General features: G+C 56.3%; 23 protein-coding genes. 15 read left to right on the top strand and 8 right to left on the bottom strand.

Annotation, left to right across the window (positions count from 1 at the left end):
- Positions 1–16: 16 nt before the first annotated feature.
- Complete coding sequence (bioA, locus tag J0A66_RS18455; RefSeq protein ID WP_206575332.1) at positions 17–1,282, bottom strand: adenosylmethionine--8-amino-7-oxononanoate transaminase; 1,266 nt, start codon at positions 1,280–1,282, stop codon at positions 17–19.
- 106 nt (positions 1,283–1,388) lie between these two features.
- Between bioA and bioB the strand changes: the two genes are divergently transcribed.
- From bioB to bioD, 4 genes are read left to right on the top strand one after another with little or no spacing between them, the layout of a single operon-like run.
- Positions 1,389–2,438, top strand: coding sequence for a biotin synthase BioB (gene bioB, locus J0A66_RS18450; protein ID WP_206575331.1), 1,050 nt, complete (start codon positions 1,389–1,391; stop codon positions 2,436–2,438).
- Between the two features lie 14 nt (positions 2,439–2,452).
- Positions 2,453–3,616: an 8-amino-7-oxononanoate synthase gene (bioF, locus tag J0A66_RS18445; protein WP_206575330.1), complete on the top strand. Its 1,164-nt coding sequence runs from the start codon at positions 2,453–2,455 to the stop codon at positions 3,614–3,616.
- Positions 3,600–4,373, top strand: a complete 774-nt coding sequence (locus tag J0A66_RS18440; RefSeq protein WP_206575329.1) for a methyltransferase domain-containing protein — start codon at positions 3,600–3,602, stop codon at positions 4,371–4,373. Before bioF ends, J0A66_RS18440 begins: the two co-directional genes overlap by 17 nt.
- A complete protein-coding gene (bioD, locus tag J0A66_RS18435) occupies positions 4,373–5,044 on the top strand; it encodes a dethiobiotin synthase (protein WP_206575328.1) in 672 nt (223 codons plus the stop codon). The genes J0A66_RS18440 and bioD overlap by 1 nt, the downstream gene beginning before the upstream one ends.
- A 21-nt stretch (positions 5,045–5,065) precedes the next feature.
- Here the strand turns inward: bioD and upp are convergent, their stop codons facing one another.
- Together upp and pepE are read right to left on the bottom strand one after the other, a co-directional pair.
- Complete coding sequence (gene upp / locus J0A66_RS18430; protein ID WP_206575327.1) at positions 5,066–5,692, bottom strand: uracil phosphoribosyltransferase; 627 nt, start codon at positions 5,690–5,692, stop codon at positions 5,066–5,068.
- Complete coding sequence (gene pepE / locus J0A66_RS18425; RefSeq protein WP_206575326.1) at positions 5,689–6,393, bottom strand: dipeptidase PepE; 705 nt, start codon at positions 6,391–6,393, stop codon at positions 5,689–5,691. The genes upp and pepE overlap by 4 nt, the downstream gene beginning before the upstream one ends.
- A 153-nt stretch (positions 6,394–6,546) precedes the next feature.
- Here pepE and htpX point away from each other — a divergent pair, with 153 nt between their 5' ends.
- The 5 genes from htpX (at position 6,547) to J0A66_RS18400 (ending at position 11,115) form a co-directional block, all read left to right on the top strand.
- The gene (gene htpX, locus J0A66_RS18420) at positions 6,547–7,398 is read left to right on the top strand and encodes a protease HtpX (protein ID WP_206575325.1); all 852 of its coding nucleotides are present in this window, start codon (positions 6,547–6,549) and stop codon (positions 7,396–7,398) included.
- Between the two features lie 99 nt (positions 7,399–7,497).
- On the top strand, positions 7,498–7,983 hold the full coding sequence (locus J0A66_RS18415) for a low molecular weight protein-tyrosine-phosphatase (RefSeq protein ID WP_206575324.1): 486 nt from the start codon (positions 7,498–7,500) through the stop codon (positions 7,981–7,983).
- Positions 7,983–8,939, top strand: a complete 957-nt coding sequence (locus tag J0A66_RS18410) for a FecCD family ABC transporter permease (RefSeq protein ID WP_206575323.1) — start codon at positions 7,983–7,985, stop codon at positions 8,937–8,939. Before J0A66_RS18415 ends, J0A66_RS18410 begins: the two co-directional genes overlap by 1 nt.
- 1 nt (position 8,940) lies before the next feature.
- Complete coding sequence (locus tag J0A66_RS18405; RefSeq protein ID WP_206575322.1) at positions 8,941–9,681, top strand: ATP-binding cassette domain-containing protein; 741 nt, start codon at positions 8,941–8,943, stop codon at positions 9,679–9,681.
- Positions 9,682–9,774: 93 nt separating this feature from the next.
- The gene (locus tag J0A66_RS18400; protein WP_206575321.1) at positions 9,775–11,115 is read left to right on the top strand and encodes a class II 3-deoxy-7-phosphoheptulonate synthase; all 1,341 of its coding nucleotides are present in this window, start codon (positions 9,775–9,777) and stop codon (positions 11,113–11,115) included.
- A gap of 46 nt (positions 11,116–11,161) precedes the next feature.
- On the opposite strand, the gene J0A66_RS18395 is transcribed toward J0A66_RS18400, so the two are convergent.
- Positions 11,162–12,133 carry a GGDEF domain-containing protein gene (locus J0A66_RS18395; RefSeq protein ID WP_206575320.1) on the bottom strand — a complete coding sequence of 324 codons (972 nt, stop codon included), beginning with the start codon at positions 12,131–12,133 and terminating at the stop codon, positions 11,162–11,164.
- Between the two features lie 138 nt (positions 12,134–12,271).
- Positions 12,272–13,084 (bottom strand): posphoenolpyruvate synthetase regulatory kinase/phosphorylase PpsR, encoded by an 813-nt coding sequence (ppsR, locus tag J0A66_RS18390; RefSeq protein WP_206575319.1) that lies wholly within the window; start codon positions 13,082–13,084, stop codon positions 12,272–12,274.
- A gap of 150 nt (positions 13,085–13,234) precedes the next feature.
- Here ppsR and ppsA point away from each other — a divergent pair, with 150 nt between their 5' ends.
- A complete protein-coding gene (gene ppsA / locus J0A66_RS18385) occupies positions 13,235–15,610 on the top strand; it encodes a phosphoenolpyruvate synthase (RefSeq protein ID WP_206575318.1) in 2,376 nt (791 codons plus the stop codon).
- A 170-nt stretch (positions 15,611–15,780) separates the two neighbouring features.
- On the opposite strand, the gene J0A66_RS18380 is transcribed toward ppsA, so the two are convergent.
- The gene (locus J0A66_RS18380; protein ID WP_206575317.1) at positions 15,781–16,338 is read right to left on the bottom strand and encodes a phosphoribosyltransferase; all 558 of its coding nucleotides are present in this window, start codon (positions 16,336–16,338) and stop codon (positions 15,781–15,783) included.
- Positions 16,339–16,414: 76 nt separating this feature from the next.
- Between J0A66_RS18380 and J0A66_RS18375 the strand changes: the two genes are divergently transcribed.
- The 4 genes from J0A66_RS18375 (at position 16,415) to J0A66_RS18360 (ending at position 21,457) form a co-directional block, all read left to right on the top strand.
- A complete protein-coding gene (locus J0A66_RS18375) occupies positions 16,415–16,846 on the top strand; it encodes an MAPEG family protein (protein ID WP_206575316.1) in 432 nt (143 codons plus the stop codon).
- Positions 16,839–17,369 carry a GNAT family N-acetyltransferase gene (locus J0A66_RS18370; RefSeq protein WP_206575315.1) on the top strand — a complete coding sequence of 177 codons (531 nt, stop codon included), beginning with the start codon at positions 16,839–16,841 and terminating at the stop codon, positions 17,367–17,369. Before J0A66_RS18375 ends, J0A66_RS18370 begins: the two co-directional genes overlap by 8 nt.
- A 26-nt stretch (positions 17,370–17,395) precedes the next feature.
- Positions 17,396–19,153 (top strand): C4-dicarboxylic acid transporter DauA, encoded by a 1,758-nt coding sequence (dauA, locus tag J0A66_RS18365; RefSeq protein WP_206575314.1) that lies wholly within the window; start codon positions 17,396–17,398, stop codon positions 19,151–19,153.
- Between the two features lie 81 nt (positions 19,154–19,234).
- A complete protein-coding gene (locus tag J0A66_RS18360; RefSeq protein WP_338143920.1) occupies positions 19,235–21,457 on the top strand; it encodes a YgiQ family radical SAM protein in 2,223 nt (740 codons plus the stop codon).
- Between the two features lie 76 nt (positions 21,458–21,533).
- Here the strand turns inward: J0A66_RS18360 and J0A66_RS18355 are convergent, their stop codons facing one another.
- Entirely contained in the window at positions 21,534–22,790 is a 1,257-nt protein-coding gene (locus tag J0A66_RS18355) for an MgtC/SapB family protein (protein WP_338143917.1), read from the bottom strand.
- A gap of 75 nt (positions 22,791–22,865) precedes the next feature.
- The gene (locus J0A66_RS18350) at positions 22,866–23,237 is read right to left on the bottom strand and encodes a VOC family protein (RefSeq protein WP_206575312.1); all 372 of its coding nucleotides are present in this window, start codon (positions 23,235–23,237) and stop codon (positions 22,866–22,868) included.
- A 118-nt stretch (positions 23,238–23,355) separates the two neighbouring features.
- Here J0A66_RS18350 and J0A66_RS18345 point away from each other — a divergent pair, with 118 nt between their 5' ends.
- Positions 23,356–23,523 carry a hypothetical protein gene (locus tag J0A66_RS18345; protein ID WP_206575311.1) on the top strand — a complete coding sequence of 56 codons (168 nt, stop codon included), beginning with the start codon at positions 23,356–23,358 and terminating at the stop codon, positions 23,521–23,523.
- The last annotated feature ends 471 nt before the right edge of the window (positions 23,524–23,994 follow it).

Below are 23,994 nucleotides of genomic sequence, written 5' to 3'. Positions count from 1 at the left end.
CTATAAGCGGGCATGACTAGTCGGCCAGGGCTTCCCCTATGGCAGCGCAGAGCCGGCTCAGTTCAGTTGGCTGGATAATATAAGGCGGCATAATGTAGACCAGCTTACCGAAAGGGCGAATCCATACCCCGGCCCTGACAAAATGCTTCTGAATGGCGGCGACATCCACCGCCTGATGGGTTTCCACCACGCCGATAGCGCCCAGCACCCTGGTGTCAGCCACTGCCTGGAGCCGGTTCAGGGGCAACAGCTGTTGTTTCAACTGCGTTTCTATATTTGCGACCTGGGTCTGCCATTGTCCGGTGTTGAGCAGCTCCAGGCTGGCATTGGCCACGGCACAGGCCAGGGGATTACCCATATAGGTGGGGCCGTGCATAAAAACACCGGGCTCACCCTGGCAGACGCCCATGGCCACATCTTCACTGCAAAGGGTGGCGGCGAGGGTCAGGTAGCCGCCGGTCAGGGCCTTGCCCACACAAAGGATATCCGGGCTGATATCGGCATGCTCACACGCAAACAGCTTACCGGTGCGGCCAAATCCCGTGGCTATCTCGTCGCAGATCAGCAGTACGTCATATTCGTCGCAGAGCTGTCTGGCCCGGCGCAAATAGTGGGGATGATAAATGCGCATGCCGCCGGCACCTTGCACTATGGGCTCAAGGATCAGGGCGGCAACTTCGTGGTGATGACGTTCCAGCAGTTCCTGCATTGGCTGCATATCATCTTCGTTCCAGATCTGGCCGAATTGGGTTTGCGGGGCCGGCATAAAAATCTGCCGTGGGAGTCCCTGGCTGAACAGGCTGTGCATGCCGTTGATTGGATCACATACGGACATGGCGCCGAACGTGTCACCGTGATAACCATTGCGGGGGGTCAGGAACCGGTGTTTCTGGCCGTTGCCCTGACAAGCCCAGTATTGCAGTGCCATCTTCATCGCCACTTCCACCGCCACAGAGCCTGAGTCGGCCAGAAACACCCGTTGCAATCCTTCCGGCGCCATTTCCAGCAGGGATTCACACAGGCTGATGGCAGGCTGGTGGGTCAGTCCGCCAAACATTACATGGGCCATTTTGTCTATCTGCTGATGGGCGGCCCGGTTCAGCAGCGGATGGTTATAGCCGTGGATGGCGGCCCACCAGGAGGACATACCGTCGATGAGTCGTTCACCGGTTTGCAGGTGCAGGTAAACGCCTTCGGCACGCTCAACCGGATAGCAGGGCAAAGGGTTGATCGCCGATGTATAGGGGTGCCAGATATGTTGTTGGTCGAATGATAGGTTCATTAGTCTAATTATTGGCCAGATGTAAAAGTGGATAATCTGATTTGGTTGACATGTCAGGGGCCGCGCTTAGACTACGTGGTCATCAAGACCATGTAAAGGAATCTCCATGCAGGCCTCTGCCCCTATCCGTCACGATTGGACCCTCGAAGAAGTCAATGCCCTGTTCAGTCAACCATTCAACGACCTGATGTTTCAGGCCCAGTCCGTCCACCGCCAGCATTTTAATGCCAATGAAGTGCAGGTCAGCACCTTGCTCTCCATCAAGACCGGTGCCTGTCCCGAGGACTGCAAATACTGCCCGCAAAGCGCCCGCTATGACACCGGCCTGGAAAAAGAGCGGCTAATGGAAGTGGAAAAGGTCCTGCAGCGGGCCAGGGAAGCCAAACAAACCGGCTCGACCCGCTTCTGTATGGGCGCCGCCTGGCGGAATCCCAAAGACCGGGATATGCCTTACGTGATTGAAATGGTCAAAGGTGTCAAGGCACTGGGACTGGAGACCTGCATGACCCTGGGAATGCTCAGTCAGCAGCAGGCCATGATGCTCAAGGACGCGGGCCTGGATTATTACAATCATAATCTTGACACCTCGCCGGAGTTTTATGGGGAGATCATCAGCACCCGTACCTATCAGGATCGGCTGGATACCCTCAGGCATGTGCGGGATGCAGGGATGAATGTTTGCTCCGGCGGCATTGTGGGCATGGGGGAAAGTGCCAGTGACAGGGCAGGGCTGTTGGTGCAACTGGCCAACCTGCCGGAGCAACCCCAGAGCGTCCCCATCAATATGCTGGTCAAGGTGAAGGGCACGCCGCTGGATGAAGTGGATGAACTGGACCAGTTTGAGTTCGTCCGCACTATCGCAGTGGCCAGAATCATGATGCCAAAAAGTCATGTGCGTTTGTCAGCCGGACGCGAAGCCATGAATGAGCAGATGCAGGCCCTGTGTTTTCTGGCCGGCGCCAATTCCATTTTTTATGGCTGCAAGCTGCTGACCACCTCTAATCCTGAGACTCATGCCGACGTCAAACTTTTCAACAAACTTGGTATCAACGCCGAACGTCGTCGTGAGTATTCGGATGAGGCCCATGAAGCGGTGCTGATGGACGCGGTCAAGGCGAAAAAGTCCGACGAGCTGTTCTACGACGCAGCCCTGTAGACAGCGTCGCAACCATGAGTTTTGCATTTGTCGCTGCCGATCTGACGGCCCGGCGAGCGGCGGGCCTGTACCGCCATCGCCACCTTGTGGAGGAGGCCGAACCCGGCCGGTTGCGACTCGACGGGCGTTGGTATCTCAACTTTTCCAGCAATGACTATCTGGGGCTGGCTTATTCGCCGGAACTCCAATCCGTGGCAGAATCCTGTGCCCGCCAACACCCCAGTGGCAGCGGCGCGTCCCCGTTGGTAACCGGACATCTGCAGGCTCACACCCAATTGGAAGACTATCTGGCCCAACAGCTTGGCCGTGACCGGGTGCTACTCTTTTCCAGCGGTTTCGCCGCCAATCAGGCCGTGATCCAGACCCTGATGCGCCATGGCGGCAGGATTCTCGCCGACAAACTCAGCCATGCGTCCATGCTGGATGCTGCCCAACACGGACCGGCAAGATTGCAGCGCTTCAGGCACAATGACGCCGGACATCTTGGCCAATTGCTGGACAAGACAAAGGACGACTGCCTGGTCATGACAGAAGGGGTCTTCAGCATGGACGGGGATCAGGCGCCGTTGGCGAAAATGGTCCTCCGGGTTAACGACGCCGGGGCACTGATGCTGCTGGATGATGCTCATGGTTTTGGCGTGCTGGGGAACACCGGACTGGGCACGGTGCAGGCAATGGGTCTTGATCAGAGCCGGGTACCGCTGTTGATGGCCACCTTCGGTAAGGCCGTGGGGACCAGTGGTGCCTTCGTGGCGTTAAATGAGACGCTGTATGAATACCTGCTTAACTTTGGCCGCCATTATATTTACAGTACCGCCATCTCACCGCTGATGGCGGCCCTGACATTAAAGAGCCTGCAGTTGATTGAAACACAGGGCTGGCGACGGCAGAGACTGCAGGACAATATTCAGTTGTTCCGGCGTCTGGCCAACCAGGCCGGGCTGCCACTGATGGAATCACAAACGGCTATCCAGCCTCTTTTGGTCGGTTCTGTCACGCGGACCGTTCAACTGGCCGAATATGCGCGTCAGCGAGGCGTCTGGCTGACAGCCATTCGTCCGCCCACCGTCCCCCCCGGTAGTTCAAGGTTACGCATAACTGTTACTGCGGCCCATGAACAGGCCCAGATAAAGGCATTGGTAAAGGTAGTGGCAGGAGGCTATGCCCTTGGCCAGTGATCTTGCCATCAAGGAACGTATTGCCGAACAGTTCAGTAAGGCGGCCGCTGGCTATGACCGGCTGGCTGATGTGCAACTGGCGATCGGCGAGCAGGCCCTGGCCCTCCATCCGTCACATCCAGGTTGGCTTCTGGACATCGGCTGTGGCACAGGGCGGCTAACCCGTCGGTTGCGGGATAAGGCCGCACAGGTGGTGGGTCTGGATATCGCCCAGGGCATGTTGCAATTTGCCAGTACCCGGTCTTATGGCCAGTTGCCCCTTGTTGCCGCTGACGCAGAGTCCCTGCCTTTTCGTTCGGAGGCGCTGCAGGGGGTCTTTTCTTCCATGGCGCTGCAATGGTGTCAGCCGCAGCAGTTTCTTGCTGAGATCCATCGGGTACTGACCCCCGGGGGGCGGGCGACACTGGCGCTGATGGTGGAGGGTTCATTCCAGGAGTTGCATGACAGCTGGCAGGCGCTGGACCAACCGAGTCATGCCAACCGTTTCGTGGCTGCAGACGAACTGCAGGCGGCTGCGCGGGATTGTGGTTTCCATGTCCGGGCCCGGATTCGGCTTTTCCATAGCTGGCATAAGGATGTACGGGCGCTGTTGCATTCCGTCAAGGACATCGGCGCGGGCGTGGTGCTGCGCACCCCCACAGCGCCTCTGACTCGCGGTGCCCTGGTCAAACTGCAAGATTACTATACAAATTGTTACACCCAGGCCGGCAGTCTGCCGTTAAGTTACCGGATCTGTTTTCTGGAGTGCCAAAAATAATGAAAAGAATATTCGTCACCGGAACAGATACGGAAGTCGGCAAAACCTTCGCCTCGGTCGCCATCCTCAACCAGTTGAACAACCGCCGGCTCAGAACTGCAGCCTGCAAGCCAGTGGCCTCTGGCTGCGTGGATACAGAAGAAGGCCTGCGTAACGAAGACGCCCTGGCCCTGCAACAGGCGGCCAGTGTTTCCCTGCCTTATGCACAGGTCAATCCCATTGCGTTTGCCGCCCCCGTAGCGCCGCATATTGCCGCCAGCCAGCAGGGCATGACGATCGATGAATCCCGACTTTCCGACAACCTGCGCCATTTCGCCGAGTACAGTCCCGATCTGCTGTTGGTGGAAGGAGCCGGGGGCTGGCGGCTGCCCCTTGGCGGAGGCCGCTTTCTGTCAGACTGGGTGAAGGAACAGAAGCTATCTGTGGTCCTGGTGGTGGGAATGCGGCTGGGCTGCCTGAACCATGCCTTGCTGACTGCAGAGGCCATCAGCCGTGACGGACTGGAGCTGGTCGGCTGGATAGCCAATCAGGTGGAAACGGATATGCCTTATGTGGCGGACAACCTGGCGCTGCTGAAAGCCGAGCTCAATGGGCCTTTTCTTGGTCATATCCCAAGACTGGCCAATGCCGGGCTGGCCCATCAGTATCTGGATCTCACTCCGCTTTTATGACCGGCTTGATACTGCTGCCCCTTACTTGGTGCCGAACAGCTTGTCACCGGCATCGCCCAGACCGGGCAGGATATAGCCCTTGTCATTAAGACCCTGATCGATGGCGGCGGTATAGAGATCCACATCCGGATGGGTCTTCTTAAGCGCTTCGATGCCTTCTGGCGCTGCAACCAGCACCAGCGCTTTAATATGTTTGCAGCCACTGGCCTTGAGCAGTTCAATGGTAGCGATCATGGAGCCGCCGGTGGCCAGCATGGGATCCACTATAATGGCCAGGCGCTGATCCAGATCGGCGGTCAGCTTCTGAAAGTAGGGGACCGGCTGCAGGGTTTCCTCGTCCCGATAGATGCCCACGACACTGATCCTGGCGTTGGGGATCAGCTCCAGCACCCCGTCGAGCATGCCCAGTCCCGCCCTCAGAATCGGGACTATGGTGACCTTCTTACCCTGGATCTGATCTATCTCTGTCGGACCGCTCCAGCAATTGATGGTGATTTTCTCGGTGGGCAGATCCGAGGTGGCTTCATAAGTCAGCAGGCTGCCTATTTCCCTGGCCAGTTGGCGAAACTCCCGGGTACTGATGTGCATGTCACGCAACAGGCCGATTTTGTGTTTTACCAGGGGGTGTTTGATTTCAACGATTTTCATCGGCTCTCCTCAAGATAATCTGACAGATCGGTGCCGGGCTGGATGCTGGTCTGGTGTCCGGCAGCAAAGATCAGGGCAGGATGGGTACCCAGCAGATGCAGCTTATCATCTTCGCGCTTTAGCGCGCTGCCCTCGCGGATGGCCAGTACCGGCATGGCGGGATTCAGCACCATGAATTCCGCCAGACGGTCGGCGCGGGTTTCGCCGTTATGACCCGGCACCTGGTAATCGGTGTAATGGGGATTGATTTGGAAAGGAACCAGTTTCAGGGCAGCGAAGGAGGGCGGTTGGACAATGGGCATATCGTTGGTGGTACGAATACTGTCTCCACAGATATTGGCCCCGGCGCTCCAGCCCACATAAGGGATGCCGCTGTGAACTGCCTGCCTGACAGGCTCCAGCAACTGCTGCCGGTACAGCTCGTTAAGCAGGTTAAAGGTATTTCCCCCACCTACCATGATGCTGCTGCCTTGGCGAATGGCGTCCGCGGGACGCTCCGTCCTGTGCAGGCCCAGGATCTCAAACTCCGGCAGGGCCCGCTGCACCTTGTCTGTATAACTATCCCAGTCCAGGGTAACCCCGGCAAAAGGCACAAAGAGAATCTGCTCCACGCCCTGCAGGTGGGGCAAAATCATTTCACGGGCCGATTGCAGATAGGCGCTTTGCCCTTCCCTTGAGCTGCTCAACATCAATAGATTCATCTTTACCGTCCTGATTTTTTGCCGAGCCATTATAGGGAGCTACATTGTTCCTGTCATGGTCACACAGGGATGAAATAATTGCTCACACTTTGCCGCATTGAAAATTTCCTCCGTACCCACACAATATGTTCAGTCAATCAATCCGGAGACAGTATGAAACGCGTGGTACTTTTTATCGCAACCAACCTGGCAGTGGTGCTGGTGTTGGGCATTGTGATGAATCTGGTGTTTCGCTTTATGAATATCGACCCCCAGGGCATGGGCGGATTACTGGTATTTGCCAGTATTTTCGGCTTTGGCGGCGCTTTTATTTCCCTGCTGATGTCCAAGTGGCTGGCCAAGCGGTCAGTTAACGCCCATGTCATCAGCCGGCCCGCCAACCAGACCGAGCAATGGCTGGTCAGTACCGTGGAGCGGTTGGCAAAGCAGTCCGGTATCGGCATGCCGGAGGTGGCGATCTACCAATCACCGGACATGAATGCCTTTGCCACGGGCGCCAATCGGAACAACGCCCTGGTAGCGGTGTCCACGGGGCTGCTGGAGAGCATGCGTCAGGAGGAGGCCGAAGCAGTGCTGGCCCATGAAGTCAGTCATATTGCCAACGGCGACATGGTCACCATGACCTTGCTGCAGGGGATCCTTAACACTTTTGTGATCTTCCTGGCGCGGGTGATTGCCAACCTGGTACGGGGCAACAACAACCAGGGCAGCTTCTTTGCCTATATGGCCACCGTGTTGGTGCTGGAGTTGGTATTTGGCATCCTGGCCAGCATTATCGTCATGGGCTTCAGCCGTTACCGGGAATACCGGGCCGACGCCGGTTCAGCCTCCCTGGTGGGACGCAATAAGATGATCGCGGCACTGCAAAGGCTGAAATACAGCCAGGAATCCAAACTGGAGGGCAGCCTGATGGCTTTCGGCATCCGTGGGAAGTCGGCCATGGCCGAATTGTTCCTCAGCCATCCGCCGCTGGAAAAACGCATCCGCGCCCTGCAACAGGGCTGAACTGCACACTAATGCCGCAGCCGGTCAAGGCTGCGGTTGACTGATCAGGCAAATCTGACATAGTAATGGCCACTTTTTCTGTGGCCATTCTTGTTGTTAATGCAATCATCTGAAGCTTTGCAAACCCCTTCGGTACTTTTTGTCTGCCTGGGTAATCTGTGTCGTTCCCCTACTGCCCAGGCGGTACTCGAAAGTCTGGCGGCGAGCCGCGGCGTACCCATCCGGGTGGATTCAGCCGGGACCTCGGGGTTTCACAAAAACAGCCTGCCGGACAAACGCACCCGGGACGCAGGCCAGGCCAGGGGCTATGATTTCTCCAGACAGCGATCCCGGCCGGTGGACGCTGAGGATTTTGTCCGTTTCGATCTGGTGCTGGCCATGGACAGACAGAACCTCAGCGACCTGCAAGCTATCTGTCCGCCGGAGTATCAGCATAAACTTAAACTCTTTTTGCAGTTCGCCGAACAGGACGAAGAGGAAGTGCCGGATCCTTACTATGGTGGGCGCCGGGGTTTTGAACTGGTCCTGGAGATGATTGAACAGGGCTGTGAGGTGTTGTTGCAAAAGCTGGAAACCAACGCCTGATGCCTGACCGCCGGCTCATACTTGCCGCCCTGGGCCTGTTGCTCCTGCTGCTGGCAAGCTATGTGGCGTTGGTCGACCTTGACCTTGACCAGGACAGCAGCAGACAGATACTGATGCAACTGAGAATCCCCCTGGTGCTGTGCGCGATATTGGTTGGTGCCAGCCTCGCCGCCAGTTCTGCATTGTTACAGGTGATGCTGCGCAATCCGCTGGCAGACCCCGGTATAGTAGGTATTACCAGCGGAGCCAGTCTGTTTGCGGCCCTGTACCTGCTGCTGGGCAGTCATCTGGCGCTGGGGTTGGTCAGGTACGCCCTGCCGTTGTTCAGCTTTATCGGGGCCATGCTGTCCACCCTGTTGATTTACCTGATTGCCAGACGCCTGGGTACTGCATCAAATGCCGGTGTCATCCTCTCCGGAATCGCCATTTCCACCCTCAGTGGCGGAGTGCTGGCCTGGCTGTACTTTTTCTCCGATGCCCAGTCCCTGCGCAACCTGACTTTCTGGTTGCTGGGCAGCCTGCACCAGGCGGACTTGCCACTGGTGCTGATGGCCCTGCCGCTGGTGGTTATCCTGCTGACCGTCCTGATGCGCCAGGGGCAGGCGCTCAACTGGTTGTATTTCGGCCAGCGCTCGGCCCAGCTCAGTGGTCTGGATGTAGGGCGTTTTTTTCCCAGAATGCTGCTTATCAGCGCGCTGTTGGTGGGAATAGCGGTGTCATTGGCCGGTTCCATCGCCTTTGTGGGGTTGTTGGTGCCGCATCTGCTGCGCAATTTTTGTGGTCATGACAATCGCTTTATCCTGCCGGCTTCGGCATTGCTCGGCGCCATTTTGCTATTGCTGGTAGTGCTGATATCCAAACAATTCGGCGGGGTGGCCGTGCCGGTTTCCATGCTGACCGCCACGCTGGGCGGCCCGGTATTCCTCTATTCCATCCTCAGAATGGCGGGACGCTGAGATGTTAAGAGTACAGAGGCTGACCTTGTCGAACCGGCTGATCGATATCAGACTGACAGTCAGCGGCGGTGAAAGTGTGCATCTGCTGGGTCCCAACGGCGCGGGCAAGAGCAGTTTGTTGCTGACCCTGGCCGGTTTGCTTCAGCCGGATGCCGGTGAAGTCTCCTGGCAGGGGAGATCCCTTGACCAGCAAAGCCCCATGGAGCTGGCCGGCTACCGTTGCCTGATGGAGCAACAACAGCAAACCCAGTTTGCCGTGACAGTGCGCGAATGCCTGGCATTCGCCAGCCCCGGCCTGACACTGCCGGAGGAGCTGGAAGCTGCACTGGAGATCCGGCAATTCTGGTCGCGGCCCATGAACCAGTTGTCAGGCGGTGAGCTGCGTCGGGTACAGATTGCCCGCAGTCTGACGCAGATCTGGCCTGCGGTGGAAGCGGGGGAGGCCATGATCCTGATGGACGAGCCGGTACAGGGGCTGGATTTTTCTCATCAGCATAAACTCTGTCAGTTGCTGAAAAAGCTGACAGGGCGGGGCAACGTGCTGGTTATCAGCCACCACCAACTGAATCTGGCGCAGATGTACGCTACCCGGATTTGTCTGCTCAAGGACGGAAAACTGCTGGCCGACGGCAGCCCCCAACAGACTCTGGAGCCTGGCCTGCTGCAGCAGGTATTCGACTGCCAGGTCAGGGTGCTGACCGACACAGAACAAAATAGACTAATTCAGACCTATCTTGCCTGAATTGCCCATTGAAATTTTCTTTCATAACTCGTAAGTTTCCCCAGTCCCTAATCGGCCGTCTATGCGGCCATCCAACCGAGAAAAGGAAAACCTGTGAGCCAGTGGCAACCCGACAGTTGGCGCAAGCTGCCTATTTTGCAGCAGCCAACCTATGAAGATCAGCAACACCTGAGTGAAGTGGAAACCCGTCTGGCCAAGTATCCGCCGCTGGTCTTTGCTGCCGAGACCCGTGAGCTGTTCAGACAACTGGGTGATGTGGCCAATGGCGAAGGCTTCCTGCTGCAGGGCGGCGATTGTGCCGAGTCATTCGATGAATTTAACGCGCCCAAAATACGGGATACCTTCAAGGTCATCCTGCAGATGGCCATTGTGCTGACCTTCGCGGGCCGTTGCCCGGTGACCAAAGTAGCGCGGATGGCCGGCCAGTATGCCAAGCCCCGCTCCGGTGATATGGAAACCATCGACGGCTTGTCCCTGCCCAGTTACCGGGGCGATATCATCAACAGTTTCGAATTTACCGAAGCGGCAAGAAAACCCAACCCGGAGCGGATGGTGGAAGCCTATCACCGGGCGGCGGCCACCCTCAACCTGCTAAGGGCCTTTGCACAGGGCGGACTGGCCGATCTGCACCAGGTGAATCGTTGGAATATGGCCTTTCTGGAAAATAATCCGCTCAAAGAGCGCTATCAGGATATGGCCCAGCGGATCCAGGATACGCTGTCTTTTATGGAAGTGATTGGCATCAATGCCAAGAACCACAGAGAACTGCACGAAACCAGCCTGTTTACTTCCCATGAGGCCTTATTGCTCAATTATGAGCAGGCCCTGACCCGTAACGACACCCTGACCGGCAAGTGGTACAACTGCTCGGCGCATATGCTGTGGATCGGCGAGCGGACCCGTCAGTTGGATCATGCCCATATGGAGTTTTTCCGCGGCATTCATAATCCTATCGGCGTCAAAATCGGCCCTGGGATGGGCGAAGATGAGCTGATTCGCCTGATCGATGCCCTGAATCCGCACAACGAAGCGGGACGCCTGACTCTGATCACCCGCATGGGCGCCAATAATCTCGCTGATAAGTTGCCGGCGCTGCTGCGCAGGGTGCAGCGGGAAGGCCGTAAGGTGGTCTGGAGTTCCGATCCTATGCACGGCAATACGGTTAAGGCGTCCAGCGGTTATAAAACGAGAAACTTTGACGACATCCTTAAGGAGATCCAGCATTTCTTCCAGGCCCACCGGGCCGAAGGCACCCATGCCGGCGGTATCCATCTGGAGATGACCGGCCAGCATGTCACCGAATGCATCGGCGGTGCCTATGGTATTGGCGAGGCGGATCTGGGCCAGTGCTATCAGACCCAGTGCGATCCGCGCCTCAACGCCGATCAGGTACTGGAACTGGCGTTTCTGGTGGCCGATTATCTGAAGGCCTGAAAGGTCGGATGATGAGCAAAGGCAGCTCCGGCTGCCTTTTTGCCCCTTAGCTGAGCACGACCTTGTCGCGTCCGTTTTGCTTAGCCTGGTAGAGTGCCGTATCGGCCCGTTCCATCCAACTGTCGGCCGTATCGCCCGCTTGCAGCAAAGTGGCCCCGTAAGACGCAGTAACCGGCCCGGACGGGCACTTCAGTTCGCTGCGCACCACCTGATACAGGTTATCCACTACCGAGTGCATGCCCTGTCTGTCCACACCCGGTAGCAGCAGTACAAATTCCTCGCCACCGAAGCGAAACAGCCGATCAGACTTACGGATATTCTCGCCGAGTATTTGCACACATTGGTTCAGTACCGAATCGCCGACCCCATGGCCGTGGTTGTCATTGATTGCCTTGAAATGATCCAGATCCAGGATGACCAGCGCGCAACTGAGTTGATGGCGCTCGAAGTTGGCGACCGCCCGGCTCAGTTCCTCTTCCATGGCGCGCCGGTTCTTTACCCCGGTCAGCGGATCCAGGGTGGCGATATGGGCCAGGCGCCGGTGCTGGGACTCGTTGCGCAGGGCAAATATATAGGCGCAGGCGCTGACTACCAGCGCCGTCGTGGCAAAAGAAATCAGGTGTTCCAGCGACAAGCTGTCCAGTTTTAGCACAAACAACGCCAGCAAGGTGATGCCGTTGATCAGCACGGCCATCCTGGAGGAAGTGAGAAAAAAACCGGTGATAAAGCAGGGATACAGCCAGAACAGCCCCACCAGGCCGAGCAGGTTTACGATGGTCAGACCGCCGGCGCTGACCACCAGGGCCATCAAAAACCCACTGCGCTTGGTGTCGCCGGAAAACCAAGCATAGGTCAATACCGACAGAATACTGAACAGAATCAGGCTGTCCACCAGGGCGGCCAGCATATTGCCCTGCCAGAAACGATACAGGGCAAAGGGGGTGATACCGACAAAGGCGCACAGGCTCAGTAGTGAGATTACAGACAGGCGAAAATCATTTCTTAACCGGTAAAACATCAGACATCCTGGCACTTATTGTTATCGACAGGTCCGCACGGCGGGGATGACCTGTACTTTTATCGATTTCCCTGACCCGGGTGCCAATAATTTACCAGAATGTAACAATTTGTATATGGGAAAAATGCCATAGCATTGTCAATACTTGCGTCGCTGCAGCCCGGTTTCGGCCAGGATTTTGGCGGAGATCTCCTCCACCGAATAACGGGTGCTGTTCAAAAACGGGATGGCTTCGCGGCGGTACAGGTTTTCCACCTCCCTTAGCTCCATCCGGCACTGGCGCATGGAGGCATACCGGCTGTTGGCCCGGCGCTCTGAACGAATCTGGTGCAGACGTTCTGCGCCGATGGTCAGGCCAAACAGCTTGCTCTTGAACTGGCGCAGACGGGGCGGCAGCTTGAGCATGTCGCCCATGTCCTCTTCGGTGAATGGGTAGTTGGCCGCCTTGATGCCATACTGGAGAGCCAGATACAAACTGGTGGGCGTTTTGCCCGAGCGGGACACGCCCACCAGGATAATATCCGCATCGCCGTAGTTGTCCACATTGGCCCCATCGTCATTGGCCAGGGCATAGTTCACCGCTTCGATTCGGATATCATAGGTTTTTTCATGAATGCTGTGGGTACGGTGTTTTTCCGGTTTGGCCGGGATACCGAGAATTTTCTCCAGGGGCGGCACAAACTGGTCGAGAAAGTTGTAATTGATGCCCACCGAATTAGAAATACTTTCCCGCACATCCATATTGACGATGGTATAAAACACCAAAGGTCGCTCGCCGCTCTCCTTGAAAGTCTTGGCAATTTTTGCCTTTACTTTTTCTGCCTGCTCAGGCGTTTCTACGAAGGGGATGGTGATATGGTTGAATTCAACCGGGAACAGGGAGAGCAGGGCATGGCCAAAGACCTCTGAGGTAATGGCCGTGCCATCCGAAATATAATAGGCGGTGCGCACAACATATCCTTAACAATGTCGTAAATTAATTACGAAAATAAATAAAATTTTACTTTTTAATTACCGACATTCTAAAATCCCCAGCGAAAAAAGCCAGCTATCTTCAGTAGTCTGGCGATTTGACAATTTGCAAATTTGGAGGCGTTCGCGGTGCAGAAATACGTGTTGTGGTATCAGCAATTAGGGATGAACGATGTGGATCGGGTGGGCGGCAAGAATGCCTCGCTCGGCGAGATGATCTCCAACCTGGCTAATGCAGGCGTCATGGTGCCAGGCGGTTTTGCCACCACTGCCGAAGCCTTTAACGAATTTCTGGAGCAAAGCGGCCTCAACGACAAAATCCACGCCGCCTTGGATGCCCTGGATGTGGATGATGTGACTGCCCTGGCCCAGTGCGGCAGCCAGATTCGCCAATGGGTGATCGACACGCCCTTTACCCCTGGTCTGGAAGAGGCCATCCATCAGGCATTCGAGCAGTTGCAGATAGAGGCGGGGGGCGATGCCTCCTTCGCCGTCCGCTCCTCTGCCACCGCCGAAGATATGCCGGACGCCTCCTTTGCCGGCCAGCAGGAAACTTTCCTCAACGTGAAAGGCATTGATGCGGTAATGACCGCCATCAAGCACGTATTTGCCTCCCTGTTCAACGATCGCGCAATCTCTTACCGGGTTCACCAGGGCTATGATCACAAAGGCGTGGCCCTGTCTGCCGGTGTGCAGCGCATGGTGCGTTCCGACTGTGCGGCCTCCGGAGTCATGTTCACCATCGACACCGAATCCGGTTTCGAGGATGTGGTGTTCATTACCTCTTCCTACGGCCTGGGTGAGATGGTGGTGCAAGGGGCGGTTAACCCGGACGAATTTTATGTGCATAAGCCGACCCTGGAAAAAGGTCTGCCCGCCGTTGTGCGTCGTAATCTGGGCAGTAAGCTGAAAAAGATGATTTATTCCTCCGATGCCAGCCATGGCAAGCAGGTGGATATTGTCGATGTGGAGCGTAGCGACAGTCACAAGTTTTCCCTCACCGATGCTGAGGTGATGGATCTGGCCAGACAGGCCCGGATCATCGAAAAGCATTATCAGCGTCCCATGGACATCGAATGGGCCAAAGACGGATTGGACGGCAAGTTGTACATAGTCCAGGCCCGCCCGGAAACGGTCAGAAGCCGTGAAGATGCCCAGACCATCGAGCGCTTCCACCTCAAAGGCAACGCGAAGGTGGTGGTGGAGGGACGCGCTATCGGTCACAAGATTGGCAGTGGTGTAGCCAAGGTGCTGAGCTCCATAGATGAAATGGACAAGATCCAGCCCGGCGACGTGCTGGTCACGGATATGACGGATCCTGACTGGGAGCCGATCATGAAAAAGGCGTCGGCCATCGTCACCAACCGTGGCGGCCGTACCTGCCATGCAGCCATTATTGCCAGGGAATTGGGCATTCCGGCAGTGGTGGGTTGCGGTGACGCTACGGCAGTGATCCAGACCGGCGACAAGGTCACTGTGTCCTGTGCCGAGGGCGATACGGGTTACATCTATGGCGAGGTACTGGATTTTGAGGTGGTGACCTCTCGCATCGACGCCATGCCTGAATTGCCGTTGAAGGTCATGATGAACGTGGGCAATCCTGACCGGGCTTTCGACTTTGCCCGGCTGCCCCACGCCGGAGTCGGCCTGGCCCGCCTGGAATTTATCATCAACCGCATGATTGGCGTGCACCCCAAGGCGCTGTTGAGTTATGACAGCCAGCCGGAAGAAGTCAAAACCGAAATCGACGAGATGATGGCCGGCTACCCGTCGCCCAAAGAGTTCTACATCCAGAAACTGGTGGAAGGCATCGCCACCATCGGCGCGGCGTTCTCGCCGGAGAAAGTCATCGTACGCATGTCGGACTTTAAGTCCAACGAGTACTTCAACCTGGTGGGAGGGTTCCAGTATGAACCCCACGAAGAAAACCCCATGTTGGGTTTCCGTGGCGCCAGCCGTTATATCTCAGAGGATTTCCGCGAATGTTTTGCCCTGGAATGCGAAGCCATTAAACGGGTCCGCAACCAGATGGGCCTGACCAATGTGGAAGTGATGATTCCCTTCGTCCGCACCCTGGAAGAGGGCCGTAAGGTCATCCAGTTACTGGCCGAACAGGGACTCAAACAGGGCGAAAAAGGGTTGCGGATTATCATGATGTGCGAACTGCCTTCAAACGCCCTGCTGGCAGACCAGTTCCTGGATATCTTCGACGGTTTCTCCATCGGCTCCAATGATCTGACCCAGCTCACCCTGGGCCTGGATCGGGATTCCGGTTTAATTGCTCATTTGTTCGACGAGCGCAACGAAGCCGTCAAGGCCCTGCTGTCGATGGCGATTAAGGCCGCCAAGGCCCGGGGCAAATATGTCGGAATATGCGGGCAGGGACCCTCGGATCATGAAGATCTGGCCGCCTGGCTGGTTGAGCAGGGCATCGACAGCGTGTCCCTTAATCCGGATACGGTGGTGGACACCTGGCTGTACCTGGGCGAAAAGCACGGCGTTTAAAGTTTGCAGTGTGCAGTTATCAGTGGTCAGTTTGATTGAGCACTGAATTGACATCAGGCCGGATTATATTCCGGCCTTTTTATTGAGACGCTGTTTGAATTAACAAGGATGGCGGCTTATTGTCACTCCTGCCAACTGCCAACTGCCAACTGCCAACTGCCAACTTGCAGTCACTTTAAAAGATGCTGGATATCGGCCAGATCCGATTTGCCCTCGGCCAGTTCCTGAGGGGTCAGGCCGCTGATTTCATGGGGGAACACCAACCACTCGTCACTTTCATGGATATGGTAGTGGGGCACCAGGCTGGTCTTATTGTTGGCCGGCTTGTACCAGGGGCAGGCAATGCGGATATCCGCCGGGGTATTGTTTCGCGCGAGCTTGGTGATCTGCTCGATGAGCGCCTCGACGCTGCGTCCTGAATCAAACACATCATCCACAATCAGCAGACTGTCCTGGGCATTGGCATTCTCAATCAGGTAATGCAGCCCATGCACCCGGATCTCCTTGCTCTGCTGGCCGATACCGTGGTAGGAGGAGGTACGCACGGCGATATGATCCGTTTCCACCCCTTTGAAATCAAAATATTCCTGCACCGCAATGCCAATTGGCGCCCCGCCGCGCCAGATGCCAACAATAAAGTGGGGTCTCAAGCCGTCCTCATAGACTTTGGCGGCCAGGCGGAAAGAGTCCTGCAGCAACTCCCGGGCGGTGATAAAACGTTTACTCATGAAAATGTCCCTGTACTGGTTGGGGGTTTTTGATACAGACTAGTTAATACGAAAAAACAATAACAGGTAAATCATTATGCTCTATCCCTTATTTGCTATGTTTCTGCTGACCCTGGTTGTCGCCATGGTCATGCTGAAACGCCGTATTGGCGCTGCCAAAGCCGGCACCATTCGGTTTTCTTATTTCAAAGTGATGCAGGGTCAGGAGATCCCTGAAAAAGTCTTACAAGCCGGCCGTCAGTACCAGAACCTGTTCGAGATGCCGGTGCTGTTTTATCTGGTAGGGGTGCTGTATATGCTGCTCAATATGGAATCCCTGCTGGCCGTTGCTCTGGCCTGGGGGTTTGTGGGTTTTCGGGTTGTGCATACCCTTATCCACCTTAGCTATAACCATGTGATGCACCGGTTGCTGGCCTTTTTAGCCAGCGTCATAGTGCTGACCGTGCTGTGGGGCATGTTGATCTGGCAATACGGTGCTGCTATGCAATCTGTTCCCGGCCTTGGCTAAGTATCCCCTTGAAGTGAGCCTGGACAATGGTAAGCGACTGATTATTCGTCCCATATGCCCGCAGGACGCCGAATTGGAACAAGACTTTGTGCGGCATCTGTCTGCACAGTCCAAACATTTCCGTTTTATGGCCAATATCAGGGAACTCAGCCCACAGATGCTGAAACGGTTCACCAACCCGGATCCTGAAAAGGAGATGGCCTTGGTTGCCATGGTGGGGGAAGGGGCAGAACAACAGGAAGTCGGGGTGTGCCGCTATATCGTCAACCGCCAGGGCGATGCCTGTGAATTCGCCGTGGTGGTGGCCGATGCCTGGCAACATCATGGCGTCGGATGGCATCTCATGACGGAGCTGATCCGCGTCGCCAGGGAAAGGGGTCTGAGCCGGATGGAAGGGCAGGTACTGGCCAATAATGTCGGCATGTTGCAGTTTTGCCGGAACCTGGGGTTCAGGATCTGTCCCGATCCATCGGACAGGGGCTCTTTGAGCGTGATTAAGGATCTGATAAGCAAACCCAGGTAATGTCGGGTCCTTTGTGGGGAGTTGCAGTGTCACACCGAAGTCATTTGTTTTCTCTGCGTATCTGCCATGCGTTTCGGGAGGCCTGCCTGTCCGGCGGGTACGGACTGGCGTCTTTTCGCCGGGATCTGATAGCAGGGCTGACGGTCGGCATTATCGCCATTCCGCTGGCCATGGCGCTGGCCATTGCCAGCGGCGTCGCGCCACAGCATGGTCTTTATACGGCCATCATCGGCGGCTTTGTCATTGCCCTGTGCGGCGGTTCCCGTCTGAGTATTTCAGGGCCGACTGCGGCGTTTGTTGTGTTGTTGTATCCCCTGGCCAACCAGTATGGGTTGTCGGGGCTGCTACTGGCCACCCTGGGCGCCGGGCTGATCCTGATCCTGATGGCCAGCCTGCGGCTGGGACGTTTTATCGAATATATTCCTGAGCCCGTGACCCTGGGTTTTACTGCGGGCATTGCCGTGGTTATTGCCACCCTGCAGATCAATGACCTGCTCGGGCTTGGAATTGAAAACCTGTCCGGGCACTACTTCGAAAAACTGGCCCAGCTTGCCGGAGGCTTGGCCGGATTTCACTGGCCCAGTCTGTTATTGGCAGTCTTTACCCTGTCGGTGCTGGTGTTATGGCCCCGTCTGAAACTGCCCGTCCCGGGTCATCTTCCGGCCCTGGTGCTGGCCACGCTGGCCGCCTTCGTCATGAACCAAGCCGGGATGCAACTGGATACTATCGGCAGTCGCTTCAGCTATCTGCTGCCTGATGGTACGGCTGGATTCGGCATTCCGCCATTGTTACCCCGCTTCGAGTGGCCCTGGCTCAACGGTGAAGCTGGCGCTGCCGGGGTGTCGTTCAACTGGCAACTGCTGCGGGATCTGCTGCCGGCGGCTTTTGCTATCGCCATGCTGGGCGCTATCGAGTCCCTGTTGTGCGCTGTGGTCTTGGATGGCATGACGGGCAAACGCCACAGCGCCAACAGCGAGTTGCTGGGGCAGGGCATAGGCAATGTGATTACGCCGTTCTTCGGCGGCATTACGGCCACGGCGGCCCTGGCACGCTCTGCGGCTAACTATCGCGCAGGAGCTGTCTCGCCGGTGGCGGCCATGATCCATGCCCTGGTTGTACTGGCAGCGCTGATCCTGCTGAGCCATATTCTGGCCTATCTGCCCATGTCGGCCATGGCGGCCCTGCTGTTAATGGTGGCGTGGAATATGAGCGAAGCCCCCAAAGCCGTGCATCTGCTGAAAACCGCGCCCCGGGCCGATATCCTGGTGTTTCTGACCTGTTTCAGCCTGACGGTGGCCCTGGATATGGTCATCGCCATTACCGCCGGCATCCTGCTGTCGGCCATATTGTTTGTCAAACAGATGGCCGAGATGACCCGTCTTAGCGATATCAGCCAGCATCCAAAGTTGGTGGACCGCCAGCTACCCCTGGCTTGGTCGGTGTTTAAGATAAACGGGCCGTTGTTTTTTGCCGCGGCCGATCGCATTTTTGGCGAGCTGTCGATGCTGTGTGAGAAGAACAAGGGCTTTATTCTCTATCTGGACGGGGTAACCATACTCGATGCCGGGGGCCTGTCAGCCCTGAACAAGCTGATCAGTCAGTGCACCAAGCAGCAGACGCAGATACTGATCGCCGACTTGCAGTTCCAGCCTTTGCGCACCCTGGCCAGGGCCGGGATACAGCCCATTCCCGGCGTGCTGAGTTTCCACCCCAGTCTGGCGCACGCCCTGCAATCTCTGGATGCAGCGCCACAGGCAGAGCAGGCTACCTTGCAAGCCGGCTGATTGGCGAAAAAATCCACAACGGCCTACCCACTTTAGGGTATAATGCCGCGCATTTTTTTAACCGGGTCTGCCTTCTTGTCCATTCAAGCCACCATCAAAGCCGAACGTTCGCTGTTTTCCTATCCCAAGTACTGGGCACATTGCTTTGGCGCGGCGCCCTTTCTGCCCATGAGCCGGGCGGAGATGACCGAGCTTGGCTGGGACAGTTGTGACATTATCCTGGTGACCGGTGATGCCTATGTGGATCACCCCAGCTTCGGTATGGCAGTAATTGGCCGGGTGCTGGAAGCCCACGGCTTTCGGGTGGGTATCATTGCCCAGCCGGACTGGACCAGCAAAGATGCCTTTATGGCCCTGGGTAAGCCCAATCTGTATTTCGGCGTCACCGCCGGCAATATGGACTCCATGATCAACCGCTATACGGCGGACAAAAAGCTGCGCCATGATGATGCCTATACCCCCGGCAATGTGGGCGGAAAACGCCCGGATCGGGCGGTGACGGTATATTCTCAGCGCTGCCGCGAAGCCTACAAAGAGGTGCCGATTATTATCGGCGGCATCGAGGCCAGTTTGCGCCGTATCGCCCATTATGATTACTGGTCAGAAAAGGTGCGCCGCTCGGTGCTGTTTGACGCCAAGGCCGACATGCTGATGTACGGCAATGCCGAGCGTCCGCTGATTGAAGTGACCCATCGCCTGGCTGCCGGCGAGAACATTGCCGATATCCATGATGTGCGCGGCACCGCCATACTCGTGAAACAGGCGCTACCCCAGTGGCAGGGGGTGGACTCCACCCATCTGGACACGCCCGGAAAAATCGACCCCATTCCCAGTCCCTATCAGGAAGTGCCGGATTGCGATTCGGCTAAAACTGAAGACATCGCCGCCCCGGTGCAGGCCAAAGCCGTAGTCATCCAGCCGGATAACCGCCGCAAGCCCTGGGAGCAGGTGTACGTGAAGCTGCCGGCCTTTGAAACTGTAACGCAAAACAAAACCCTTTATGCCCACACTTCGCGGATTTTGCACCAGGAAACCAACCCCGGTTGTGCCCGCGCGTTGATGCAGCGCCATGGGGATCGGCATATCTGGATCAATCCACCGGCCATGCCGCTGGAAACCGAAGAGATGGATGCGGTATTTGATTTGCCCTATCAGCGGGTGCCGCATCCCGCCTATGGGGAAGCGAAAATCCCCGCCTATGAGATGATCCGCTTCTCGGTCAATATTATGCGCGGCTGCTACGGCGGCTGTTCGTTCTGCTCCATTACCGAACACGAAGGACGCATTATCCAGAGCCGTTCGGAAGACTCCATTATCCGGGAAATCGAGGATATTCGCGACAAAGTCCCGGGGTTCACTGGCGTCATCTCCGACTTAGGTGGGCCGACGGCCAATATGTACCGGCTGCGTTGTAAAAGCCCCAAGGCTGAGGCTACCTGTCGCCGTCCGTCCTGCGTATACCCGTCTATTTGTGCGCACATGGACACCAACCATGCGCCCACCATCAACCTGTACCGCCGGGCGCGGGAACTGCCGGGGATCAAGAAAATCCTGATTGCCTCAGGGGTACGTTACGATTTGGCGGTGGAAGATCCAGAGTACGTGAAGGAACTGGCCCTGCACCATGTGGGCGGCTATCTGAAAATTGCCCCGGAGCATACCGAAGACGGTCCTCTGTCAAAAATGATGAAGCCGGGCATGGGCAGCTATTACCGCTTTAAGGAGCTGTTCGACAAATACTCCGAAGAAGCCGGTAAGAAGCAGTACCTGATCCCGTATTTTATTGCCTCCCATCCCGGTACCACCGACGAAGACATGCTGGCCCTGGCCATCTGGCTGAAGGAAAACCGCTTTAAGCTGGATCAGGTGCAAAACTTTTATCCGTCGCCCATGGCCAGTGCCACCACCATGTATCACACTGGCGTCAATGCATTGAAAAAGGTCAGCAAAGACAGCGAGGAAGTGTTTTCCGCCAAGGGCGAGATTCACCGTCGCCTGCATAAAGCCATGTTGCGCTACCACGACCCGAAAAATTTCGCCCAAATCCGCGAAGCCCTAAAGAAAATGGGCCGGGAGGATCTGATTGGCCGTGGCCCGCAGCATCTGGTGCCACCGGAATCTGCCGATGAAAAACGCCAGAAAGCACCCAAGGCCAGAGGCGGGCAAAAAGCGTTGACCAAACATACCGGTCTGCCGCCCCAGCCTAAATGGAAAAAAGCCGGGGAGCAAAAAGGCAATGCCGGCAAGGGGCCCAAAGGGCAGAGAAGCCGTCAGGGCCAACCTCAGGCCAGCCGCAGCCGATAACGGTTAAAACACCAAGGGGATCTGGTCAAACTGGATCCCCTTTGTGTTTAGTTGTGGCTTTGGTTTTTAGCCCGAATTAAATCCAGGCAATGGCCAGGCCCGTTACCGCTGCCAGCAGCAGCGGCAGTAGCACCCGCCACAACATACCGGCACCGGCCACCGACACTGAAATCAGCGCCTTGACCAGGGTATTGGTGGAGGAGGCCAGCAGTATGCCCAGTGCGGCCTTATCCACGCTGATATCAGCAAGGCTCATGCGCGACAACGTCAGGTTAACCGGATCCACATCGGCAATGCCGGACACCACCGCCAGAATATAGATCCCTGCCTCGCCGAAAAACTCGGTCAGAGCCTTACCGGCCAGCAGGATCAGGGTCAGCAGGCCGCCGAACAGGATGGCCGAACGCAACTCCAGCGGATTGACCAGATGAGTGATACTGGCCTTGGTGGCACCGCGACGATTCCATAGCAGGGCACAGGCCAGCAGCAGGATCAGCGCCATCACAGTAACCGGCAGCCACAGCTCATTAAAAATCGCCGGGTTAATCAGGCTGGCCACCAACAGCACTCTTGGGAACATGGTGCCGCAGGCCAGCAAAATCCCCACCGACAAGCGACTGCTTAACTCAGATTGCTGGCGCGACAGCCGGGAAAAGTGCAGGGTGAGGGCGGTGGAAGAGACCATGCCGGCACTGAGTGCGGTGAGGATAATGCCTTTGTCGGCGCCGCCCCATTTCATCGCCACATAGCCGATAAAGGAAATACCGGCGATCAGCACCACCATTAACCAGATTTCATAAGGGTTAAGCACCTGCCAGGGGCCGTAGCCCTCATCCGGCAGCACTGGCAGCATCACCAGGGAAATCAGCAGCAATTGGAGGGCGGCTTGCAGTTCCCGTTCTTCGAGCTTTTGCAGCCAGCCATGTAACAGCTCTTTGTAACGCAGCAATAAAGCCGACACCACGGCGGCGGCTACCGCCACTTCCGGCAGATTCAGGGCGGCCATGGCACCCAGCACAAAGGTTAACAACAGGCTGATCAGGCTGGTAATACTGGCATCGGCGCCCTGATCGCTGCGACTCCAGTACGCCACCGCCACGCTTAAACAAAAGCCGATAAAAATCAGGGCAAAGCCGAGTCCGCCCAGATTTTGCAGTAGCATGCCGCTGCAGCCGCCTAACAAGCCGGTCAGGCCAAAGGTACGAAGGCCCGCAACCCGTTTGCCTTCCTCTTGCTGGCGAAAACGCCAGCCCCGCTCAACGCCAATCAGCAGGCCGATGGCCAGGGCAATGCCCAGCAGAATAAATGCTTGGGTGTCGATGGAGTTCGTCACGGCAACGCTGTTTGTTAGACGTTTCTATTCAGCATATCAAAGCTATGCCGTAACGGTTTGATTCAGATTAAAAAATTACTGTCTGGAATGCAGGCCCAGGCGGTTGCCCTCAGAATCTTCAAACAGGCCGATAAAGCCGTGTTCGCCGATGCTCATTTTCTCCTGCAGCACCTTGCCGCCAGCCTTTGTAATGTTTTTGAGGGTAGGGGCCACATCCTCGACACTGAAATACACCAAAAAGCCCTGCTTTTGCGGTACATAGCCTTCCCCTTTGACCAGGGCGCCGCTGGCATTGGGCTTCTCGTGATCGAAGGGGAACATGGCCATCATCGTCTCACCCATTTCCAGGGTGTCGAACTGGTAGGCAAAGACCTGCTGGTAAAAGGTTTGCGCGCGGGCTAAATCCATAGCCGGGATTTCCACCCAGCCGAAGGGGTTAGCGTTCATAAGTCGTCCTTAATGTATGGTGGTTGGGAGTTTTAGTGTAGTGGGCAGGGAAGGGGAACGTCAGGTTTTTTGTTAGTCTGAATAGGCACTGCGTGGCCTCGTCTATCGGTCATCCTAAGTGCGTCTCAGGATTTCATTCGCCTGGTTTATCCAGAGCCGATCCAATGCCGTCTCGTTTATCCGTCATCCTGAGCTTGTCTCAGGATCTCTCGAAGGCGTCATCAATGCTTTACCCAATAAAGAAGTGAAAGGCAGCGCCGGATTGGCCTTCGCAGACACGCTGTGAATATGTCCCTATAAGCTCTTCCACAGCCTCCCTGCTGTGGAAGGTCAGCAAAGGCCAACTCGACACTGCCTCCCCGCCATTTCTCTATTGGTAGGTAAAAGGTTTGCAGACAGACCGCCAGCTAACGCGGACGGCTGCTGAAACTGGGATCTAAGAGAATTTGAAGATAAGTTGTTGTATGGGTGAGAGAAAACTGGGTACAGTGACACTTTAACAAACGTATCTGAGAGTGAAGTGGATCAGCCTGGGGCATTGGATTCAAGGCTGTGGCGCTTTGAAGCTAACTTTCCGCTTAAAGTGTACCTGACCCCATTTATTTAAAGTGTACCTGCCCCCATTTATTTAAGAGAATTTGAAGATAAGTTGTTGTATGGGTGAGAGAAAACTGGGTACAGTGACACTTTAACAAACGTATCTGAGAGTGAAGTGGATCAGCCTGGGGCATTGGATTCAAGGCTGTGGCGCTTTGAA

It is taken from the genome of Bowmanella dokdonensis (genome assembly GCF_017254865.1).
GTDB classification, from domain to species: Bacteria; Pseudomonadota; Gammaproteobacteria; order Enterobacterales; family Alteromonadaceae; genus Bowmanella; species Bowmanella dokdonensis.
This window is presented reverse-complemented; position numbering and strand designations above follow the sequence as displayed.

What these genes read in the sequence shown, in the direction of transcription:
- J0A66_RS18405 (WP_206575322.1), top strand. Translation starts at nt 8,941, where the DNA reads ATGTTAAGAGTACAGAGGCTGACCTTGTCGAACCGGCTGATCGATATC.
- pepE (WP_206575326.1), bottom strand. Translation starts at nt 6,393, where the DNA reads ATGAATCTATTGATGTTGAGCAGCTCAAGGGAAGGGCAAAGCGCCTAT.
- J0A66_RS18410 (WP_206575323.1), top strand. Translation starts at nt 7,983, where the DNA reads ATGCCTGACCGCCGGCTCATACTTGCCGCCCTGGGCCTGTTGCTCCTG.
- upp (WP_206575327.1), bottom strand. Translation starts at nt 5,692, where the DNA reads ATGAAAATCGTTGAAATCAAACACCCCCTGGTAAAACACAAAATCGGC.
- J0A66_RS18415 (WP_206575324.1), top strand. Translation starts at nt 7,498, where the DNA reads ATGCAATCATCTGAAGCTTTGCAAACCCCTTCGGTACTTTTTGTCTGC.
- J0A66_RS18395 (WP_206575320.1), bottom strand. Translation starts at nt 12,133, where the DNA reads ATGTTTTACCGGTTAAGAAATGATTTTCGCCTGTCTGTAATCTCACTA.
- J0A66_RS18440 (WP_206575329.1), top strand. Translation starts at nt 3,600, where the DNA reads ATGCCCTTGGCCAGTGATCTTGCCATCAAGGAACGTATTGCCGAACAG.
- J0A66_RS18380 (WP_206575317.1), bottom strand. Translation starts at nt 16,338, where the DNA reads ATGAGTAAACGTTTTATCACCGCCCGGGAGTTGCTGCAGGACTCTTTC.
- htpX (WP_206575325.1), top strand. Translation starts at nt 6,547, where the DNA reads ATGAAACGCGTGGTACTTTTTATCGCAACCAACCTGGCAGTGGTGCTG.
- J0A66_RS18375 (WP_206575316.1), top strand. Translation starts at nt 16,415, where the DNA reads ATGCTCTATCCCTTATTTGCTATGTTTCTGCTGACCCTGGTTGTCGCC.
- bioA (WP_206575332.1), bottom strand. Translation starts at nt 1,282, where the DNA reads ATGAACCTATCATTCGACCAACAACATATCTGGCACCCCTATACATCG.
- J0A66_RS18350 (WP_206575312.1), bottom strand. Translation starts at nt 23,237, where the DNA reads ATGAACGCTAACCCCTTCGGCTGGGTGGAAATCCCGGCTATGGATTTA.
- bioD (WP_206575328.1), top strand. Translation starts at nt 4,373, where the DNA reads ATGAAAAGAATATTCGTCACCGGAACAGATACGGAAGTCGGCAAAACC.
- bioF (WP_206575330.1), top strand. Translation starts at nt 2,453, where the DNA reads ATGAGTTTTGCATTTGTCGCTGCCGATCTGACGGCCCGGCGAGCGGCG.
- bioB (WP_206575331.1), top strand. Translation starts at nt 1,389, where the DNA reads ATGCAGGCCTCTGCCCCTATCCGTCACGATTGGACCCTCGAAGAAGTC.